Origin of the sequence: Natranaeroarchaeum aerophilus (assembly GCF_023638055.1) — an archaeon.
Taxonomy (GTDB): Archaea; Halobacteriota; Halobacteria; order Halobacteriales; family Natronoarchaeaceae; genus Natranaeroarchaeum; species Natranaeroarchaeum aerophilum.
In genome coordinates this window covers 447,144-467,477 of record NZ_JAKRVY010000002.1, presented here as the reverse complement: position 1 = coordinate 467,477, position 20,334 = coordinate 447,144, and the positions used below count along the sequence as shown (strand labels likewise).

Here is a 20,334-nt window from a genome sequence, read left to right as displayed (position 1 = left end):
ATAAATGGCTTTCCATGTACACGAACGTGAAGTGCCTGTGGGACCGACCGGGATGCATGGACCCGCCGGTGAATCGGCGCGTCGCAGTCCACGCGTCGGCTCGAATCAAAGTTGGTAAATCCACCAGGCCGATACGAGGAGGTACCATGACTGACGTGAGTATTATCGGCTGCGGAAACATGGGGAGTGCCCTCATCAGGGGGCTCGCCGACTCCGACGCCCACCGCGTGACGGCCATCGACGTCGATTCCGACGCGCTGGCTGCGGTCGAGGCGTACAGCGACTGGACGACCGAGGACATCGACGCGGCGGCCGAATCGGACGTCGTGATTATCGCGGTCAAGCCGGACGTCGTGGGGGCGATTCTCGACGAACTCGAACTCTCTCCGGACCACACGCTCGTGACATTCGCTGCGGGTGTGTCGACGGATTTCGTCGCGGGACGAACGCCCGCCACCGTCGTTCGCGTGATGCCAAACCTCGCTGCAGCGACCGGGAATATGGCGGCCGCGGTCACCAGGGATACCGTCACCGACGAAGTCCGGGAAATCCTCGCGGCTGTCGGCGAGTTCGCCGAAATCGACGAGTCGAGGATGGATATCGCCACTGCAGTCAACGGCAGCGGCCCCGCGTTCGTCTACTATCTTATACAGGGGATGAAACAGGCCGGGATCGAGGGGGGACTCGACCCCGAACAGGCCGAGACGCTCGCCGCACAGACGTTCAAGGGCGCGGCCGAAACCGCACTGCGCTCCGAGGACTCGCTCGACGACATGATTGACGCGGTCTGCTCGCCGAACGGAACGACGATCGAGGGAATGGAACTGCTCTGGGACAGCGACGTCCACGAGGAACTCGGGGCGGCTGTCGCCGCGGCCGAAGAACGCTCCGGAGAGCTCGCAGAGGAGGCGACCGAGGATGCGTAACAGCGCCGACAGCGACTCGGTCGACAGCGAATCGGTCGACCGGACGAGAGAGCTCGCAGCCGAAGCAAGCCGGGTCGTCGTGAAGGCGGGAACGAACTCGCTGACCGACGAAGAGTCGAATCTCGACGACGGGAAACTCGACAAACTCGTCGACGACATTGCTGGACTCCGCGAGCGGGGCAAGGACGTCTTGCTGGTCTCCTCGGGTGCGGTCGGGGCGGGGATCGGTCGGATCGATTACTCGGGCGATACCGTCGAGGAGTCACAGGCGCTATCGACGATCGGCCAGAGCCACCTGATGCGACGCTACACGGAGAGCTTCGAGCGCTACGGGCTGAAGACCGCCCAGTTGCTCCTGACACAGAAGGATCTGGACAACCCCGAGCGGTACACTAACTTCCGGAACACCGTCGAGACGCTGCTGGAGTGGGGCGTCGTCCCCATCGTCAACGAGAACGACGCGGTCGCCACGGAAGAGATCCGGATCGGCGACAACGACATGCTCTCGTCCTCGATCGCCATTGCGGTCGATGCCGAGTTGCTGGTGACGCTCACGGACGTTCCCGGCGTCTACACCGGCAACCCCAAGCACGACGACGAGGTCGAGCGAATCGAGGCAGTCGGCGAGAACTACGACTACGTCCACCAGCTCGTCGAGGACTCCTCCTCGGAAGGCTTCGGCGGCATCATGACGAAAGTCGAAGGTGCACGGCGGGTCAGCGAGCATGGCATCCCCGCCGTGATCGCCGAATCGACCGAACCTGACGTGCTCGAACAGATCGCTGCAACCAAGAGCGTTGGCACGATATTTACGCCCATCAACGGTGTCGACGATGAGTAACACGGAAGCCACGGAAAAAGTACACGAGGCACAGTCCGCCGCGCTCGAACTGGCGAACGTCTCCGAGGAGCAGCGAAACGACGCGCTACGCTCGATCGCGGACGCTATCGAGGAAAACAGCGAGGCCATCCTCGAAGCCAACGAGAAAGACGTCCGGGCGGGCGAGGAGATGCTCGAAGCGGGCGAGTACACGCAGGCGCTGGTCGATCGGCTGAAACTCTCCGAGTCGAAGCTCGGGGATATCGCTGATATGGTCCGCAGCGTCGCCGAGCAGGAAGATCCCCTCGGCAAGACGCTCTCGGCGCGCGAGCTCGACGAGGATCTCGAACTCTACCGTGTCGCGGTGCCGATCGGCGTCATCGGAACGGTCTTTGAGTCCCGGCCCGACGCGCTGGTCCAGATCGCCGCCCTGAGCCTGAAGTCGGGCAACGCCGTCATCCTGAAAGGCGGCAGCGAGGCAAGTCACTCCAATCGCGTCCTCTACGAGACGATCGTCGAGGCGACCGAGGACGCCCCGACCGGCTGGGCTCAGCAGATCGAGGCCCACGAGGAGGTAGACACCATGCTGGCGATGGACGACGAGATCGACCTGCTGATGCCACGCGGGAGTTCGGAGTTCGTCAGCTACATTCAGGACAACACGCAGATCCCCGTGCTGGGTCACACTGAGGGGATCTGCCACGTCTTCGTCGATTCCGAGGCCGATCTGGGGATGGCCGAGGAGATTGCCTTCGACGCCAAGGTGCAGTATCCCGCAGTCTGTAACGCCGTCGAGACGCTGCTGGTCCACGAAGCAGTCGCCGCAGAGTTCCTGCCGGACATGGTCGCCCGGTACGAGGACGCCAACGTCGAGCTCCGTGGCGACGAGCGCACCCGGGACGTCGTCGACGTCGACGCCGCTACCGACGACGACTGGGACACGGAGTACGGCGACCTCGAACTCTCGATCAAAGTCGTCGACAGCCTCGCCGACGCCATCGAGCACATCACGGCGCATGGCTCGAAACACACCGAGTCGATCGTCACCGAAAACGCCGACCGCGCCGGCCGGTTCATGCGGAGCCTCGACGCCGCGAGTGTCTTCCACAACGCGTCGACGCGCTTTGCCGACGGCTTCCGGTACGGCCTCGGCGCGGAGGTCGGCATCAGCACGGGCAAGATTCACGCCCGCGGTCCCGTCGGCCTCGAAGGGCTGACGACCTACAAGTACCACCTCGAGGGTGACGGCCATCTCGTCGCGACGTACGCCGGGGAGGACGCCACGCCCTTCACTCACGAGGAGTTCGACGGCGAGTGGTCGCCCGGACGCCGCTCGCGGTAGGTTACAGACACCGGAACCTCGTTCTCTCAACTGTATCGTTTCAGCTCCATCCGCGCTTTTGCGGGATCGACCCGGTACTTGAACTTCGGCGTCCCGTCGACGAGCACGTAGGGGACACGGTCGCTGTACTCCTCGTGGAGTTCCGAATCCTCGTCGACGTCGACGAGGTCGATCGCTATCTCGACACCCTCCGAATCGGCGATCCGTTCGAGCGTATCGACGGCCTCGTCACAGAGATGACAGTCCTCGCGGGTGTAGACGGTGATCGGGACGGGATCAGCCATACCCGGCGTACTCGCTGCGTGAAACAATAGGTTGTGGTTTGTGTGCTCCCTATCGAACGACCGTCACCGGAACGGGCGACCGTCGCACGACAGTCTCGGCGACGCTGCCGAGTAACACGCGGGAGACGCCCGACCGTCCGCGGCTGCCGATGACGATCTGATCGACATCCTGCTCCTCGGCAGCATCGACGATAGCTGTCGCCGGTTTGCCGACGATCGTCTCGGTCGTGAGGTCGCGGTCGTGTTCTCCCGCGATCTCTTCGGCGGTGTTCAGAACGCCCTCCGCTCGCTGTTCCTGACCAGTCCTGATCTCCTGGTAGTCGACGTAGTGTTCACCGTACATCCCTGCCAGGATATCGATGACGTGGATGGCGATCAGATCGGCCTCCGGATGTTCGACGATTGCGTGTTCGAGTGCCGCCGTGGACTGTTCGGAACCGTCGACCGCGACGAGGACGCGAGATGCCATACTGGTACTCCGACGTGAGACGGCAAAAAGTGTACTGGTGGTTCCAGCCGACTCAGACTGCGAGATGTTCGGCGAGGTGATCGCGATCGTCGAGTTCGGACTCGTCGAGTTCGTCTACAATCTGCCCTTTGTCCATCGCATAACACCGCTCGGCAAGGTTCTGGACGACCGAGAGGTTCTGTTCGACAAAGAGGATCGTCGTTCCCAGCTCCTCGTTGATCCGTCCGAGATCCTCGGTGATCGACTGCACGATCGAGGGCTGGACACCTTCTGACGGTTCGTCGACGAGCAGGAGGTCGGGATCCCCGACCAGCGCGCGACCGATCGCCAGCATCTGCTGTTGGCCGCCGCTCATGGTCCCGGCGTCCTGATCGGCACGCTCTTCGAGGATCGGGAAGTACTCGTAGACCCGATCGTACAGCGTCGCCTCGTCGCCGCCGATACCTTCGCCCATCAGGAGGTTCTGTTCGACGGTAAGGCCAGGGAACACGTCACGCCCCTGGGGGACGTAGCCGATCCCGGCGCGGGCACGCTCGTCCGCAGAGCGACTGGTGACGTCCTCGCCCCGGAACTCGACGGTGCCGCTTTCGGCTTCGAGCAGCCCCATGATCGTTTTCAGCAGTGTCGACTTCCCGACGCCGTTGGTTCCCATGATGCCGACGATCTCCGCTTCGTCGACCGTACAGTCGACATCGCGGAGGATCGGCGTTCCGTCGTAGCCTGCAGTCAGGCCAGATACGTCCAGTGTCATGCTTCCTCACCCAGGTAGATGCGGCGGACGTCGGGATCGTCCTGGATCTCCTCGATCGTCCCTTGCCGGAAGATCTCGCCCTGGTTGAGTACGGTCACCTGCTGGGAAATCTCGTCGACGAACTCCATGTCGTGTTCGATGACCACAAGCGCCATCCCGTCGTCGTTGAGCGACTGGATCAGTTCTGCAACCTCGTTTGTCTCCTCGACGGACATACCCGCGACCGGTTCGTCGAGCAACAGCAGTTCGGGATCGAGGGTAGTTGCCATACCGATTTCGAGACGCTGTTGTTGCCCGTGGGACAGTTCGGCAGCCTGTACATCCCGTCTCGCCGAGAGACCGATGCGATCGAGCGTTCGATTGATCGTCTCGTTCACGTCCCGGTCGGTGCGCTGAAGCGGGATCTGGAGGTTCTCCGTGACGCTCAGATCCTCGTAGACGTGCGGTGACTGGAACTTCACGCTCAGTCCCGCATCGATGCGCTCGTGTGTATCGAGATCGGTGAGATCCATGCCGTCAAAGTAGATGCTGCCCTCGCTCGATTCGAGCTGGCCAGTGATCAGGTCCAGCAAGGTGCTCTTGCCGGCCCCGTTGGGCCCGATGAGACAGCGAAGCTCGCCCTCCTTGACCGAGAGGTCTACGCTGTCGACGGCAGTCAGTCCGCCGAAGTGTTTCGTCAGCCCCTCGGTTGCCAGTAGTATATCAGTGTCGGGCCCGGTCCTGTCAACTGCCGGCGTCGACATGATGGTCGGATCGCTGGCGTTACTCACGGGTACTCACCTCCACTGATCGGCGACAGTTAGCCGAGACGATACGTGCTGCGTTCACGGATGGTTCGTTCATCATGCTGTGTCCTCTTTCGGTGACGACTCCGACGTCTCGCTTCCGGCCAGTCCGGGCAGACGGCCGCCAAGTCGGTCAGCGACCACTCTGTCGATCAACGGCACGATACCGCCTGGCATGACGAGGATGACGGTCATGAGGAGGCCACCGACGATGACGAACGCCCATTCGGGCCCCAGCGGGCCGACGCCGTCAGTCAGCCCCGTCCGCATCCGTTCGATAACGAGCGTCGCACCCACGGCACCGATCAGTGACTCACGGCCGCCGACACTGACCCATACGACCGGGAGTGCGGCAAAGAGGATGCCAAACACCGTCGGATCGATGAAGTTGCCCCAGGAGGCGTAGAACACGCCACCTGCGGCGGCGAGCGCACCGCCGATGGTGAAGCTGACAAGCTTGACGAAGGGAACGTTGTACCCGAACGTCGCAGTTCGGTCCTCGTCTTCCCGCACGGCCACCATCGTCATGCCGAACTGGCTGTTGACCAGCACACGCAGGGCGAGGTACGTCGCGACGAGCAGCACTAGCAGGGCGTAGTACAATCCGACCCCGTCGAAGACGAATGCGGTGTCGCCGACGCCGAACGCGAGGTCCGGAATATTGGTCATTCCGTTGAACCCACCCAGCGCTGCCTCACCGATCGTCCACTCGCTGCCGGCGGTCTGGGCCATGAACGTGTTCAACACCATCGCGACGACGAGGGTGATAATCGTGACGTAGACGTCACGGACACCGCCGTAGAACATGAAGTACCCCAGCAGTGCGGCGAACGCGGCACCAACGACGACCGCGCCGAAGAACGCCGCCGTCACGCCGGTCGCCGACGAGAAGTTGATCCCAATGACGCCAAACGTGTAGGCCGCGACGCCGAAGAAGGCGACCTGTCCGAAGCTCAGGACACCAGTGTATCCCCACACGATCGACAGGGACAGTGCCAGAAACGCAAGCCCGAAGTACTGTGTCGTCGTCAGGACGTCGAACGGGCTGGTCGTCGGCGACAGCGGGTAGGCCGCCAGAGCGAGCACTGCGATCGCGAAGACGGCCCAGAACAGTCCGGAGTTGCCGTAGGTGTTTGGCCCCTCCAGACGGTTGCGAACGCGGTCGATCGCCCCCAGACCACCGCTCATTGCTCCGCCCTCCGTCGCTGTCGGACCTTTTCGACGTATCCTGTGATCCCATCGGGGAGCAGACGCAGCAGGACGATCGCGACGAGCAACATCGCCATCAGCCCAGCGAAGGTCCCGTACTGGGAGGTGACGATCGCGTTGAAAAAGCCGAGCAGGCCTGCGGCCGACAGGGTACCGACGATCACCGAGGGACCGCCCACGACCACGGCGACGAACGCCTCGACGAGGAAGATGCTCCCCCGATCCGGCGTAATCGCGCCGAGCGCGGGCGCGTACAATGCGCCGGTCAATCCGGCCAGTCCGGAGCCGAGGGCGAACGTCATCACGTACATGCGATCGGTATCAACGCCCATCGCGCGAGCCGTCTCCGGATCTTCGATGGTCGCCCGCGCCTTCACGCCGAACTCGGTGCGGGTAAACAGCAGGTACAGCGCACCGAGCAGCAGCACCGACACGACGGGCAGGAACACGCTCCGGTAAACGCCGGACGTGAACGGGCCGTACGCGACGTTGCCCATCGGCGTCGAGATGCTGTCCAGACTGGACCCAAAGCTGATCAACAGCAGCTGTGCGACGACGAGACCGAGCCCCCACGTCGCGACCATCGAGTCGAGCAGCCGATCGTACAGGTGCCTGATGATCGTTCGCTCGATGATAACACCGAAGACGACTGTAATGAGCACACCGACGACCATTGCGATCGGGAGTGGGAGTCCCGGTAGCGCGGCGTCCGCAAACGGGATCGGCATCCCGTGAAAGGCCAGCGCAGTCCCGTAGACGCCGACGAGAATGAACTCGCCGTGTGCGAGGTTGATCACGCCCATCATCCCGAAGATGATCGCGAGCCCGACTGTCGCGAGGACGAGGAACGCGAAGCTATCGAGAAACTGGAACAGGACCGCAAGTCCTCGATACACTCCAGCTGTAGCTAGCAGGGACATCCTGGATCACCTCCACTGGATAGTCGTGCTACCACCGTGATCACTCCAGAATATCCCCGTACACGTCGCCGGGCTCGTACTGAGTCTGGAGGCTCTGTTCGCGCAGGTCGATCCCCTCACCGCCCTCGACCTCCTCGCGGAGGAAGGTAGGCTCGATGTGTCCGACCTCCTCGAAGCTGATATCGTGGTTGTCGTCGGCGTGGGCGACCTGCATGTTGTGGGTCATGTGGTGGGTCGCGCCGTCGAGTTCGATCGATCCCGACGGGCCCTCGTACTCGACGCCCTCTTCGAGAACCTCGATGACCTCCTGCTGGTCGAAGGTGCCAGCCTCCTCGACGGCGTCGCGCCACATGTACACCGAGAAGTAGTTGTTGTACGCCTCCTGGTTGATGTAGTTGGCGTCGTCCCAGCGATCGTAGAAGGTCTCGACGAACTCGTCGTTTGCCTCGCCTGGGACCTCCTCCATGTAGCTGACACCCGCGTACACGTCGGTGACTGCGTCCGGTTCGTAGCGAATGTGTTCGTGGCCCTGTGCGAGGGTCGTCGACGTGCCAATCGGGATCAGCATGTCGTTGGCGTCACGCTGGTCGTAGAAGTTCTCGTGGTTCGCGCCGACGAGCATCGACATGATGAAGTCGGGATCGGCTTCCTGAATGTTGTTGATCACCGACGAGAAGTTCGTCTCGTCGAGCGGGATCGCCTCCTCGCCGACGACGTTCCAGTCGTTCTCGTCGGCCATGACGTTGACCCAGTCGGCGGAGAGCTGTCCGAAGTTGTAGTCGGCCGTAATGATGTAGAGGTCATCACCGAACTCGTCGGCCATGAACGGAGCAACTGCCCCGAGCTGTTGGCGCGCGGTCGAACCGACCGGGAAGATGGTATCGTCGGCGACCCCGCCCTCGTACTGGGTCGTGTAAAAGTACAGCTGATCGTGATCGTTGATGATCGGACGGATCGCTTCCCGGGTCGCGCTGGAGTAGCCTGCCCACAGGGCGTCGATCTGGTCGTCGAGGATCAGCTCCTGGGTGAGCTCCTGGTAGCGCTCGTTGTCCGACTGTGGGTCGGGATCGATAATCTCGATCTCCTCACCGAGAATACCACCCTCCTCGTTGATTTCTTCCAGCGCCAGACGCGTCGCCTGCCACTTCGAGGTGCCGTTTAGCTGGAAGTTGCCCGAGCGGTCCTCGAGAACGCCGACAGCTGGCCCGTCATCGCCATCGAGCGCACCGGTACAGCCGGCAAGCGCGCCGATACCGAGTGCGCCTGCACCGGCGAGAAACGATCGACGCCCGGTTGACGTTCGGTCGTTCATACATCTACCTCCGTCGAAAGGGTGCACTTGTTGGAAAGAACACTGTGGTCTTCAAGATATTCGGCCTTAAACATGGACATACATCGGTTCATGTTGTACAGAATCTCCCAACCGATTGCAGGATATAAGTCTTATCAGCAATTTATAATATCAGTAAGTAGCTATTTGGTGTGACCCTACGGAAGAATACTATAGTCAGGTGTGATAATACTGGACATTTGTGCAACCCCAAACGAGAGAGTTCAGAACGACTAGACGGCGATAAACCGCACCTGCTTGACGCCACCAAGCGACTCCATCCGGTGAACAAGATCCCGGATTGCGTCCCCGGAACCGTCGACGACGATCGTTTCCAGACATCGATGAGCGTCGAAATGGACGTGCTGGGTCGAAACGATTACGTCCTCGTTGTCATGCTGGATTTCAAGCAACTCGTCGTTTAATCCCGGAACATCGTGCTCGTAGACGATGGTGATCGACCCGCTGTGGTGGCGGTCGGTGTCGTCGTCCCAGTGTCGATCAGCCAGAAACATCCGTACTGCGTCCCGGAACGCCTTCGATCGGCTCGCGTAGTCCCAGTCCTCGACGACCGCATCGAGTTCGTCGATCAACTCCGGATCAGTCGTGAGGCTCACTCGCTCGACGCTATCTGACATGGCTACCACGTATCGGTCCGGGGGTATATATCCGCCGTCAGGTATCGCCAATTATGACAGTTAGCTTTGGTGTGTATTATTATTCTATATAGAAGTAATACAAAAACGACTAAAACGACGGTTCGGAACGCCCTCACAATGCCGACAAGACGTGATCTACTGCGGGGCTCAGGAGCGATACTCGCGGGAGGAACGCTTGCCGGGTGTACGTCGGCGCTCTCGGACGCCAACGACGGTGTTTTTGCCTCGTTTTTTACCCTCGCGGAGTTCACGCGCGCAGTGACAGGCGATGCACACGAAGTCGAAAACGCGGTTCCCATGGGCGGACACGGACACGGGTGGACGCCATCAGTTGATATGCTGCCCTCGATCGTCGAGTCAGAGGTGTTCGTCTACCTCGATGTCGACGGATTCCAGCCGTGGGCCGAAGACGTTGCTGGGCAGGTGCGCGACGGCTACGAGGACGACGTAGTTCTTGTCGACGCGCTGGCCGGGATCGAGTTGCTGGAGTACGAGGGCCACGACCACAGCCACGACGAACACCATGCTGACGATTCCGAGCATGACGGCATCGGTCGGATTGACACGTTCGAGCTTGTCGATCGGTCGGTCGACGACGCCGTCGGCGAGGCACACGGCGACCACTGGCACGGCGGGCCGCCGGACGTCTCGCTCGACGAGCACGTCTCACTTGGCGCGGTCGTTACCGACGAGGACGGTACTGACGTTCCGCTTGGTGGGGATAGCCAGTACACGCTCGATGCGAGTGTCGGTGAGGGTGACGGTGCACTCGACGTCGAGAGCCACGGCGACCACGTCCACCTGCACGGCAACTCCATCGGGACTGTTGAGGTCGTGTTCCAGCTCCGGAAGGACGGAGAGAGCCGGTGGGAGGCACCACCGACCGAGGTCGACGTCGTCGAGACGGTTGCCGACGATACGGAAGAGGATGACCACGACCACGATGACGACGACGATCATGATCACAGCCACGATGACCACGATCACAGCCACGGCGAGTACGACGCGAAGTTCTTTACAGACCCAATCAGGGCACAGCAAGGTGTCCGGAACATTCGGGACGCACTCGTGGAGATCGACCCCGACAACGCTGACAGCTACGAGGCAAATGCAACGACGTACATCGGGGAGCTGAACGACCTGCACGAGCAGTACGAAACCACCCTCGCCGACCGCGAGCACGACGTAGCCGTCGTTGCGGGCCACGACTCGTTCCAGTATCTCGGGGAGCGATACGACTTCGAGATCCACACGCCGGTTGGGCTCTCACCGGATCACGAACCCGCACCCGACGAAATCGCGGAGACCGTCGAACTCGTCGAATCCGAGGAAATCGACTGCATCCTCTGGGACTACTTCGACGGCAACGATACCGCGACGGTGATCGCCGACGAGGTCGATCACGAGGTCACGATCGAGATGGTTTCGCCTGCAGAAAGCGTCACCGAGGAGTGGAACGAAGACGGGGTCGGAAGCTACATAAGTCAGATGAAAGAGATCAACCTTCCCGCCTTCGCCACGGCGCTGGGAGCGGAGTAGTCGTGTTGAGTGACACCGGATGATCCGACAGACTGACGACCGACTGGAGTCTATCGGCCTCGTCCTGTCAGTACCGCTGCTGGCCGGGTTCGTCGCTATCGCGTTCGGCGTCATGCCCGAGCGGTTCTTCGAGCGCGCGTGCACTGCCGGGGAGTCGGCAGGCACACGCATTGCCTGTTATGGCTTCATGTGGAACGCGGTTACCACCGGCGTATTCATCGGCCTGATCGGGCCGCTCGTCGGGACCTACCTCGTCCACCGAGAGATGGCGTTGATCGGCGAGACGCTGGCCCACACCGCGTTTGCGGGTGTCGCCTTCGGGACGCTCGTACTGGGGGCATCGGGCTGGGAGACGCCGCTCCTGCTTTCCGCACTCGGCGCGGCCGTGATCGGCGCGGTGGGCGTCCAGTATCTCGCGGACCACACCGACGCACACGGCGACGTGCCCGTGGCAATCGTTCTTACCGGCAGTTTCGCCGTTGGTGCGCTCTTTCTGGACCTCGGCGGCGGCTTCGCGTTCGTCGACATCAACAGCTACCTGTTCGGCAGTATCTCGATCACCGACGACCGGAGCGTCGCGCTGATGGCGATCCTGACCGGCATCGTCGTCGGAACCGTCGCAACGACGTACAAACAGCTCCTGTTCATCACCTTCGATCCGCGGGCGGCCCGCGTTGCCCGACTGCCCGTTTCGCGGTACAATGCCCTGCTGATCGTTCTAACCGCGCTGGTCGTCGTCGGGGCGATGCAGATTCTCGGTGTCATCCTCGTCGCCGCCATGCTGATCGTCCCGGTTGCCGCGGCGGCACAGATCGCCGATTCCTTTCGGGGATCGATGATCGGCTCGATCGTCGTGGGCGAGTTCTCGGTACTCTCCGGCCTCGCGCTCTCGTGGCAGTATAGCCTCCGTCCCGGTGCGGCGATCGTCGTTATCGCTATTGGAATCTATCTCGTCGCAGTGGCCGTCACAACAATCGGGCAACGGAGACTGACGATCCGGTGAGCTGTGTCCAGATAACTGGGCAACCGACCAGAGTCGTCGTACAAAGACGTATTAATTCTATTTAGATATCAAACTCCGGGCAATCACCGATGATATTGTGTGGTTTTGCGGTGACCGACGGCGGTTTTTTCGTCAAAACGAACCGCTATATCGGTTTTCTTCGTACCCACTCCCAGTATGAGGGTATCCGACGAACGTACTACTGACTTGGCCGGAGGCGACGACCGTGTCTGACGGACTCGTACCCGGCGAGTTGATTCAGGCCGACGAGCCAGTACAGATCAACGAAGGGCGTGAAACAACCGAGGTGACGGTCGAGAATACCGGCGATCGGCCGGTGCAGGTCGGCTCGCACTATCACTTCTTCGAGGCGAACCCAAAGCTCGATTTCGACCGCGAGTCGGCCTTCGGAATGCGTCTGAACGTCCCGGCGGGGACGGCGATCCGGTTCGAGCCGGGGAACGAGCGTGACGTCCCGCTTGTCGCGATCGGTGGCGAGGGCATCGTCCACGGGATGGCGGGGCTCACCAACGGCGACGTCCACGACGAGGAGATCAAAGCACGGGCACTCGAACGGGCGAGCGAACGCGGCTTTCTGGGGGTAGACGAATGACACGAGAGCTGTCACGCGAACAGTACACCGACCTGTACGGGGCAACGGACGGGGACAGGATCCGGCTGGGCGACACTGACCTGATCGCCGAGATCGAGACCGACTACGGCACGCCCGGCGAGGAGGCGGTCTTCGGCGGCGGGAAGACGATGCGCGACGGGATGGGGATGGCACCCGGAACGGGCAGTGCGGAGGGCGCGCTGGACTGGGCCTTTACAAACGTCGTCATCATCGATCCGACCCTCGGCGTCGTCAAGGGTGATATCGGCGTCAAGGATGGCGAGATCGTGGGCATCGGCAAGGCCGGGAACCCGGCAACGATGGACGGCGTCGACATGGTGATCGGCCAGAACACAGACACGATCCCGGCGGATGGGATGATCGCGACGGCCGGCGCGCTCGACATTCACGTCCATTTCAACAGCCCACAGCTGTTCGAGCACGCGCTCGGGTCGGGCATCACGACGATGCTGGGCGGCGGATTCGGTGGCGGCGCGACGACGTGTACACCCGGCCCCGAGAACATCAAACGGATGCTCCAGTCCGCCGACGAGTGGCCGATGAACGTCGGGGTCTACGGGAAAGGTAACTCCAGCAAGCCCGGCTCCCTGCACGAACAGATCGAGGCAGGCGCGGCAGGGCTCAAACTCCACGAGGACTGGGGAACAACGCCCGAAGCGATCGATACCTGTCTGGATGTCGCCGAGCAGGAGGACATTCAGGTCTGTATCCACACCGACACACTCAACGAATCCGGCTTCGTCGAGCACACCTTCGATGCGATTGGCGAGCGGGCGATCCACATGTTCCACATCGAGGGCGCGGGTGGCGGTCACGCACCCGACGTGCTCGAACTCGTCGGCCACCAGCACATGCTGCCGTCCTCGACGAACCCGTCGATGCCGTTTACCAGGAACACGGTCGATGAGCACCTCGACATGGTGATGGTCTGTCATCACCTTGATTCGAACGTTCCTGAAGACGTCGCCTTCGCCGAGTCACGGATTCGTGCGGAGACGCTCGCAGCCGAGGACGTGCTCCACGACGACGGCGCGATCAGCATGATGACCAGCGACTCCCAGGCGATGGGGCGCCAGGCAGAGGTCATCGCCCGGACGTGGCAGACCGCAGACAAGATGAAGAAACAGCGTGGCCCGCTTCCCGACGACGAGGGAACCGACGCGGACAACCATCGGATCGCCCGGTACGTCGCCAAGTACACGATCAATCCGGCGATCACTGCTGGCATCGACGACTACGTCGGCTCGCTCGAACCGGGCAAGATGGCCGACATCGTGCTCTGGGAGCCCGACTTCTTCGGAATCAAGCCCCACACTGTCATCAAAGGCGGCTTCCCGACCTGGAGCGAGATGGGCGAGGCCAACGGCTCGCTGATGACCTGCGAGCCCGTCGTCGGCCGCAAGCGTGCGGGCGCGATGGGTTCGGCAAAGAACGATCTGAGCGTCGCGTTCGTCAGTCAGGCGGCGGCCGATACGGACGTCGGCGAGGAGTACGGTCTCGAAAAGGAGGCCCTGCCGGTCTCCGGGCTCCGGGATGTCCGGAAATCGGACATGCTCCACAACACGTACTGTCCGGACAATATCGAGATCGACGCACAGACGTTCGAGGTGGCGATCGACGGCGAGCCCGTTACCTGCGAACCGGCCGAGGAGCTCGCGCTCGCACAGCGGTACATGCTCTGAGTCAATATGAAACTCACTCCCAAAGAAGACGAACGCCTGACGGTGTTCATGGCGGCGGAACTGGCACGCAAACGCAAACGGCGCGGGATCGAGCTCAACCATCCCGAGACTGTCGCATACATCTCCGACTGGGTCTGTGAAGGTGCCCGTGAAGGGAAAGATGTCGCGACGCTACGCTCGGAAGCGACACAACTGCTCGCCCGCGAGGACGTCATGGAGGGCGTCCCCGAGATGGTCGATATGATTCAGGTCGAGCCCGTGTTTCCCGACGGGACGAAGCTCGTGACGGTCCACGATCCCATCCGGGCGGATACGACTGACCAGCTAGAAGAGATCGACGACCACATGCGGGTCGTGGAGGGCGAGTGATGGACTACCGAGACGTCGCCAAGGTCGGTCTCGGTGGTCCCGTCGGCTCCGGGAAAACGGCGCTGGTCAAGCGGCTCGTGCCGCGACTCGCGGACCGGGGCTACGAGGTCGGCGTGATCGCCAACGACATCATGACACAGGCCGACGCCGATCGGCTCCGCGAGTCCGTCGCCGGGACGGTCCCGGGCGACCTCGTCCGCGGCGTCGAGACGGGAGCCTGTCCTCACACGGGGATCCGGGAAGACCCGTCGATGAACCTCTCGGCTGTCGACGACTTCGTCGAGGAACATCCCGAGCTGGACGTCGTGCTGATCGAGAGCGGCGGTGACAACCTCGCCGCGACGTTCAACCCCGAACTCGCGGACTACTTCATGTTCGTCATCTCGGTCGCCGAGGGCGACGACATTCCGGCCAAGCGTGGGCCGGGTGTCACCCAGTCGGATCTGGTCGTGATCAACAAGACCGATCTCGCACCGTACGTCGACGCCGATCTGGACCTGATGGAGCGAGACACCAGGGAGGTTCGTGGCGACGAGGAGTTCGTCTTCACCGACTGCAAGGCGGAGGAGAACCTCGATATCGTGGCCGAACGAATCGAGCATAACGTGCTCTTTGCCTGATGAGTGGGCTGGATTCTGCTGTCGGACGGGATCGATCGGTCGAGGATGTGACGCTGCCGCCAGCGTTCGCGGAGTACGCACGAGAGGAGATCGAACAGATCCCCGCCGGAACGGTCGGCAAGGACGGCGTACTGGAGGCGAGTTTTGCGGGCGGTCCCTCCGGAACCCGGATGCTGCGGGACTACTCTCGTGTTCCGTTCCACCACACCGGCCCACTCGCACACGACCCCTGTGAGGGGATGGCCTCGCTCTGCGTCCAGACGCCGACCGGTGGCGTCGCACAGGGCGACCGACACCGGCTCTCGGTCGAGGCCGACGACGCCGCGCTCGCGAGCGTCACCGGGCAGGGCGCGACAAAAGTCCACTCGATGCACACCAACTTCGCCCATCTCGGCGTCGACCTCGCGGCATCGGACGGATCGTATCTCGAATACGTTCCGGATCCGACGATCCTCAACAGGGACTCGCGCTGTTTCCAGACGATCGACGTCGATGTCGATGCCGACTCGACGGTGATCTTCACCGATGTGCTCGTCCCAGACGGCCTCTCCGAGCACGAACCCTTTAGCTTCGACCGGTTTCACTCGCGGGTGACCGCCGAGTGCGACGGGCGACGCCTGCTCACCGACACGGTCGTGCTCGACCCCGACGAACTGGACCCGCGAACGCCCGGCGTCTTCGGCGAGCTCGGCGTCGTCGGAACGCTGTACGTGCTGTCGCCCGGCGACAACGCCGAGGCACTCAGCGATACCGTCCACGAGCGGCTGGAATCTACCCGTTCCGCGACAGAGCGGGAGGAATCGAACGACGGCCCCAGGGGCGAGATCCTCGCTGGCCCGTCGACACTCCCCGAAGACGCTGGCATCGCCGTCCGCGTCCTCGGTGAGAGATCGACCGACGTAACGTCGACACTCGGGGACGTGTGGGATGCGTTGCGCCGCCAGCTCGTCGACGCACCGGCTCCCGACCTGCGGAAGTTCTGACCATGTACACCGTCAACAGCATCATCGGCAACACGAACCGCGACGAATCACTGGCGGTCGCCGCCGAAACACACGAAAAAGCGGGCACCCTCGAACGGGTACTGCTGGACGCAGGCGATCGAAAAAAGTCCCGGCTCCGGGTTCACACGGAGGCTGGTACCGACCTCGGCATCCTCGTCGACAAGCCGGAACTGGAAGACGGCGACGTGCTCTACCACGACGATGATCGGTTGATCCTCGTTTCGTTCGAGGAGCGCGAAGCGCTGACCATCGATCTTCCCGCCGACACGGCGCCCACGACGCTGCTCGAACTGGGCCACCGCGTCGGCAACCAGCACTGGGACCTCGCGGTCGAGGACGGAATGGCGTACGTTCCCGTCGAGGCCGACCGCCACATCGTCGAGGATGTCCTCGCGGGCGCGCTCCCCGACGACGCCGAACTCGACTACGAGTTCGTCGATCCGAGTCTGTTCCTCGAGGGGGAACCGAACCCGGACCACTCACACGGCGAGGATCACAGCCACTCACACGATAGCGAGACCGATCACGACCACTCACATGAGCACCCGGAGGACCACAACCATGACTAGCCACGACACAGACGCCTTTCTGACATCGCTTCGCCTCGCAGATTCGTTCCTGCCGGTCGGCGCGTACACCGCCTCCTACGGGATCGAACAGTTCATCCAGACCGATCGGATCGAGGACGCCGACGACTTGCGGGTGATACTGGAAGATTACCTCCGGTCGATAGTCGGCCCGGCCGAGATCGTTGCCCTCTCGAACGCGCATACCGCGTCTGCGGACGGCGACGTCGACGCGCTCGTCGAGATCGACCGACGACTGCACTCGATGACGCTTCCGGCGGAGTTCCGCGAGAGCTCCGAGAAGGCAGGCGAGCAGGTTCTCTCGCTGTTCGGTGAGGGAAGCACAGCTGGCACGTACGCGAGCGCCGTCGAAGATGACCGTGCACCCGGAAACTACGTCGTTGCTCTCGCCGCGGTCGCCCAGCACGAGGGGCTCACACACGAACAAGCGTGTCTCGTTCACGGCTACTCCTTCATTACGGATCTACTCGGCGCTGCCCAGCGGCTCGGGCGGCTCAGTCACACCGAAATCCAGCGTGTCCTCGACGAACTACGGCCCGTAATAGGTGACGTCGTCGAGGAGTACCGGCAACAACCGCTCGATGCCATGTGGTCCTTTGCACCGACTACCGAGCTAATGGGGATGGGTCACGAACGCGCGGACAGGCGGCTGTTCATGTCATAACAGTCCTCAAGAGACATTGCAGTCGCTCGTCGATTGTTGAAACAGGAAAGCGGCACGCGCGTAAAAAGCGCGCCGTGCCGCTTGCCGCCCTGAATTGGTCCCCGCTGACGCTTCGGCCCTCCAAAGCGAAGCGTCACATAGACAAAATCGCTGGCACTTCATAAATGTACCGACACGGAGCAAACGAGCCGCTACCATTCGTCCAGATTACGCAATCGATCTCACATATGTTCTTCTTCCAGCACCCAGCCCAGCGCGCGCTTGTAGTGGCTGAATAGCTGTCTGACTCCTTCGTGACGCATCTCCTCGCTGTCAAGCTGTTCCTGAAGGTACTCGTACTGCTCCCGGATTTCGGCTTCGTCACGCATACAGTGTGGTACCGGCGGCAGCGCCAAGAATCCGGCGACGGACAGCGATCCCAGCGGTTAAGCCGCTGGTAGCTAAAAGGGCGTCCAGACGGACGAAGATATTCGTGCGGAACCAGACCCATGCCGAACGGCTTTCGGACCGATTCGAACGCGGTAGCCCGGCCTATCGGCAGTACACGGAGTGCGCCAGCGAAGCGCTCGACAACGATCCGACCATCACCACCGCGTTCGAGACGTGGCAGTCGTTCCTCCGGGAGAGTCACGGCGACGTCTTCGGCGAACTCCCAGACGGCGTCTCGGCCGAGTCGGCCTTCACGGACGCGCTGTATTATGACTTCCTCGTCGAGCGACTGCTCGCTCACGTCGAAGCGACAGTCGGCGTCACCGTGATGAACCGCGAACCCGGATCAAATACAGAGGCGTTCGAAGTCGACCTCGCCGCCGTACACGACACGATTGCCGGAACCGGGCTCGAACGCGACGTCGACGGGACGATCGCAGGCATCGACGTAACGGCGCTCGCGGGGAGCACCCTTCACGACCTGTTCGAGTCTGTCGTCAGCCAGCAGGTCAGGCTGGCGCTTGGCGAGTACTATACGCCGCGAGGGATCGCCGATCTGGCGGTCGAAACCCTGTCTGTCGACGACCTCGCGGCGGAGACGGTTCTGGATCCGGGCTGTGGCTCCGGCGTCTTTTGTGCGGCAGTGATCGAACGCAAGCGGACGAGCTACGCGGCGGCCGAGGACGCCCCGACGCCCGCAGAGCAGGTCAAGGCGATTACCGACACCGTGTTCGGTATCGACCTCAACCCGATCGCGGTCCGGAGCGCGCGGCTTGCCTATCTGCTCGCGCTTTCCCCTCTACTCGACGATGCGGCGATCGATACCGTCGAGATTCCGGTTTTCCTGACCGACGCACTCGGACTCACGCGCTCGGATGATCTCCAGTACCGCGGTACCACGGTGGCAGCAACCGTCGACCACCTCGTCGGCAACCCGCCGTGGCTCACCTGGACGGCGCTCCCCGACCGAGTGAGAGCGGCGTGGCGTGACGGCCCCGCCGAGCGGCTCGCTCTCGTCTCCCACTCCGGTGCAGACGCGAAACTCGGCCACGCGAACGACGACATCTCGGTCCCGTTCGTGCTCGCCTGTATTGACCGGTACTCTCCCACCGACGCTGCGTTCGTACTCAAACGCGGAATCACGAAGGGGCCAGCCGGTCGCAGACTGCGCGAACAGCGCCTGAACGACGCTCCGCTTGCCGTCGAACACGTCCACGATTTCACCGGCCTGCGTCCGTTCGGGGACGCGCGCGCCGGTGCGGCGATCTACTCGGTTTCGGCCGATGCGGAGCCACACAGGCCAGTTCCGGTTACTGCATGGTCACGCGGGGCGGCGTCGCCGGAGTTCACGACCACCGATCGACTGCGCCAGACGCTCGCGCGTGAGGAGACAGGCTTCGTCCCGGTTGACGAGGACGACTCTGCCTCCTCGTGGATCCGGCAGGACGCCGAACGGCGCGCGCTCGGCGAGTGTGCCCACGAGATCCGCCATGGCGTCAAGGACGACGCCCGGGACGTCTTCGAGATCGATCCGGACCGCATTGCCTATCTCGAACCCGACAGGGTCTTTCCGTATCTCAAATCGCGCCACGTCGTCAAGTTCGGGCTGTTCGGTCACGACTATCGGCTCGTCCCGGTCGACGCTGCAAACGAGGACAACAAGGCGTGGCTTCGCGAGGAATGTCCGCGGACCTACGCGTATCTCGACGACAACCGTGCGGCACTCGACGCCCGCTCGTCGTCGTGGCTCGACAACGGCACCTTCTACAACGTCTTCGGGCTCGGCGAGTACACCTGGGCCGAGCACAAAGTGGTCTGGTGTCGGCTCGGCTACAAGCCCCATTTCGTCGTCGTCTCGTCGGTCGAGGATGAGCGGCTTGGCGAGCAGCCGGTCGTTCCCGGCGATCACTGCATGTTCATCGGCACCGACGACGAACGCGAGGCTCACGTTCTCTGTGCCCTGCTGAACTCCTCACCCTATCAGCGGACGCTCGATGACGTCTCCTCGGGCGGCAAGTCCAGCCTCTCGAAATCAGTTGTTTCGCGGCTCGAACTGCCCGCGATCGAGGACGTCGATGCCGAGACAGCAGAGCGGCTGGCCGACCTCTCGCGGGCCGCCCACGGGATCGTCCCCGAACATACCGACGTGAGCAAGCGGGCGTACAACCGGACGACGATCGAGTCACTGGAGCCGATCCGGGCCGAGATCGACGCGCTCGTCGAGGAGCTGCTCGCACGACGGGAGTGACGACAGCGCCCGTCAGTCCGGCAGCGCCCCGTCTCCTCGCCCACCGGACCACCGGGAACA

Annotated in this window: 22 protein-coding genes; 13 read left to right on the top strand and 9 right to left on the bottom strand. The window is 62.6% G+C overall.

Features of this window, described 5'->3' with window-relative positions; all coding sequences use genetic code 11:
* Window positions 1-146: 146 nt before the first annotated feature.
* The 3 genes from proC to AArcSt11_RS06835 are packed head-to-tail and all read left to right on the top strand — an operon-like array spanning window position 147 to window position 3,088.
* The gene (proC, locus tag AArcSt11_RS06845; protein ID WP_250595716.1) at window positions 147-926 is read left to right on the top strand and encodes a pyrroline-5-carboxylate reductase; all 780 of its coding nucleotides are present in this window, start codon (window positions 147-149) and stop codon (window positions 924-926) included.
* Window positions 919-1,767 carry a glutamate 5-kinase gene (gene proB / locus AArcSt11_RS06840; RefSeq protein ID WP_250595714.1) on the top strand — a complete coding sequence of 283 codons (849 nt, stop codon included), beginning with the start codon at window positions 919-921 and terminating at the stop codon, window positions 1,765-1,767. The genes proC and proB overlap by 8 nt, the downstream gene beginning before the upstream one ends.
* Window positions 1,760-3,088 carry a glutamate-5-semialdehyde dehydrogenase gene (locus tag AArcSt11_RS06835; protein WP_250595713.1) on the top strand — a complete coding sequence of 443 codons (1,329 nt, stop codon included), beginning with the start codon at window positions 1,760-1,762 and terminating at the stop codon, window positions 3,086-3,088. The genes proB and AArcSt11_RS06835 overlap by 8 nt, the downstream gene beginning before the upstream one ends.
* 26 nt (window positions 3,089-3,114) lie before the next feature.
* On the opposite strand, the gene AArcSt11_RS06830 is transcribed toward AArcSt11_RS06835, so the two are convergent.
* From AArcSt11_RS06830 to nikR, 8 genes are all read right to left on the bottom strand, one after another.
* Window positions 3,115-3,372 carry a glutaredoxin family protein gene (locus tag AArcSt11_RS06830; protein WP_250595711.1) on the bottom strand — a complete coding sequence of 86 codons (258 nt, stop codon included), beginning with the start codon at window positions 3,370-3,372 and terminating at the stop codon, window positions 3,115-3,117.
* Between the two features lie 49 nt (window positions 3,373-3,421).
* Window positions 3,422-3,841 (bottom strand): universal stress protein, encoded by a 420-nt coding sequence (locus AArcSt11_RS06825; protein WP_250595709.1) that lies wholly within the window; start codon window positions 3,839-3,841, stop codon window positions 3,422-3,424.
* 52 nt (window positions 3,842-3,893) lie between these two features.
* A complete protein-coding gene (locus AArcSt11_RS06820) occupies window positions 3,894-4,592 on the bottom strand; it encodes an ABC transporter ATP-binding protein (protein ID WP_250595707.1) in 699 nt (232 codons plus the stop codon).
* Window positions 4,589-5,335 carry an ABC transporter ATP-binding protein gene (locus AArcSt11_RS06815; protein ID WP_254714775.1) on the bottom strand — a complete coding sequence of 249 codons (747 nt, stop codon included), beginning with the start codon at window positions 5,333-5,335 and terminating at the stop codon, window positions 4,589-4,591. The genes AArcSt11_RS06820 and AArcSt11_RS06815 overlap by 4 nt, the downstream gene beginning before the upstream one ends.
* Before the next feature lie 99 nt (window positions 5,336-5,434).
* The gene (locus AArcSt11_RS06810) at window positions 5,435-6,565 is read right to left on the bottom strand and encodes an ABC transporter permease subunit (protein ID WP_250595703.1); all 1,131 of its coding nucleotides are present in this window, start codon (window positions 6,563-6,565) and stop codon (window positions 5,435-5,437) included.
* Window positions 6,562-7,506 (bottom strand): urea ABC transporter, permease protein UrtB, encoded by a 945-nt coding sequence (urtB, locus tag AArcSt11_RS06805; RefSeq protein ID WP_254714745.1) that lies wholly within the window; start codon window positions 7,504-7,506, stop codon window positions 6,562-6,564. The genes AArcSt11_RS06810 and urtB overlap by 4 nt, the downstream gene beginning before the upstream one ends.
* Before the next feature lie 40 nt (window positions 7,507-7,546).
* The gene (locus AArcSt11_RS06800) at window positions 7,547-8,818 is read right to left on the bottom strand and encodes an urea ABC transporter substrate-binding protein (protein ID WP_250595701.1); all 1,272 of its coding nucleotides are present in this window, start codon (window positions 8,816-8,818) and stop codon (window positions 7,547-7,549) included.
* 251 nt (window positions 8,819-9,069) lie between these two features.
* A complete protein-coding gene (gene nikR, locus AArcSt11_RS06795) occupies window positions 9,070-9,474 on the bottom strand; it encodes a nickel-responsive transcriptional regulator NikR (RefSeq protein WP_250595699.1) in 405 nt (134 codons plus the stop codon).
* Between the two features lie 138 nt (window positions 9,475-9,612).
* Here nikR and AArcSt11_RS06790 point away from each other — a divergent pair, with 138 nt between their 5' ends.
* The 9 genes from AArcSt11_RS06790 (at window position 9,613) to AArcSt11_RS06750 (ending at window position 17,597) form a co-directional block, all read left to right on the top strand.
* Window positions 9,613-11,034: a metal ABC transporter substrate-binding protein gene (locus AArcSt11_RS06790; RefSeq protein ID WP_250595697.1), complete on the top strand. Its 1,422-nt coding sequence runs from the start codon at window positions 9,613-9,615 to the stop codon at window positions 11,032-11,034.
* A gap of 19 nt (window positions 11,035-11,053) precedes the next feature.
* Window positions 11,054-12,037 carry a metal ABC transporter permease gene (locus AArcSt11_RS06785; protein WP_250595695.1) on the top strand — a complete coding sequence of 328 codons (984 nt, stop codon included), beginning with the start codon at window positions 11,054-11,056 and terminating at the stop codon, window positions 12,035-12,037.
* A gap of 226 nt (window positions 12,038-12,263) precedes the next feature.
* Window positions 12,264-12,650 (top strand): urease subunit beta, encoded by a 387-nt coding sequence (locus AArcSt11_RS06780; protein WP_250595693.1) that lies wholly within the window; start codon window positions 12,264-12,266, stop codon window positions 12,648-12,650.
* Window positions 12,647-14,353 carry an urease subunit alpha gene (gene ureC / locus AArcSt11_RS06775; protein WP_250595690.1) on the top strand — a complete coding sequence of 569 codons (1,707 nt, stop codon included), beginning with the start codon at window positions 12,647-12,649 and terminating at the stop codon, window positions 14,351-14,353. The genes AArcSt11_RS06780 and ureC overlap by 4 nt, the downstream gene beginning before the upstream one ends.
* 6 nt (window positions 14,354-14,359) lie before the next feature.
* Entirely contained in the window at window positions 14,360-14,722 is a 363-nt protein-coding gene (locus AArcSt11_RS06770; RefSeq protein WP_250595688.1) for an urease subunit gamma, read from the top strand.
* Window positions 14,722-15,342: an urease accessory protein UreG gene (gene ureG, locus AArcSt11_RS06765; RefSeq protein WP_250595686.1), complete on the top strand. Its 621-nt coding sequence runs from the start codon at window positions 14,722-14,724 to the stop codon at window positions 15,340-15,342. Before AArcSt11_RS06770 ends, ureG begins: the two co-directional genes overlap by 1 nt.
* Window positions 15,342-16,325: an urease accessory protein UreD gene (locus tag AArcSt11_RS06760; RefSeq protein WP_250595684.1), complete on the top strand. Its 984-nt coding sequence runs from the start codon at window positions 15,342-15,344 to the stop codon at window positions 16,323-16,325. The genes ureG and AArcSt11_RS06760 overlap by 1 nt, the downstream gene beginning before the upstream one ends.
* 2 nt (window positions 16,326-16,327) lie before the next feature.
* On the top strand, window positions 16,328-16,915 hold the full coding sequence (ureE, locus tag AArcSt11_RS06755; protein ID WP_250595682.1) for an urease accessory protein UreE: 588 nt from the start codon (window positions 16,328-16,330) through the stop codon (window positions 16,913-16,915).
* Window positions 16,908-17,597: an urease accessory protein UreF gene (locus AArcSt11_RS06750; protein WP_250595680.1), complete on the top strand. Its 690-nt coding sequence runs from the start codon at window positions 16,908-16,910 to the stop codon at window positions 17,595-17,597. The genes ureE and AArcSt11_RS06750 overlap by 8 nt, the downstream gene beginning before the upstream one ends.
* Before the next feature lie 221 nt (window positions 17,598-17,818).
* Here the strand turns inward: AArcSt11_RS06750 and AArcSt11_RS06745 are convergent, their stop codons facing one another.
* Window positions 17,819-17,965, bottom strand: a complete 147-nt coding sequence (locus AArcSt11_RS06745; RefSeq protein ID WP_250595678.1) for a DUF8555 family protein — start codon at window positions 17,963-17,965, stop codon at window positions 17,819-17,821.
* A 104-nt stretch (window positions 17,966-18,069) separates the two neighbouring features.
* Here AArcSt11_RS06745 and AArcSt11_RS06740 point away from each other — a divergent pair, with 104 nt between their 5' ends.
* Window positions 18,070-20,274: an N-6 DNA methylase gene (locus AArcSt11_RS06740; RefSeq protein ID WP_250595676.1), complete on the top strand. Its 2,205-nt coding sequence runs from the start codon at window positions 18,070-18,072 to the stop codon at window positions 20,272-20,274.
* Window positions 20,275-20,334: the final 60 nt, after the last annotated feature.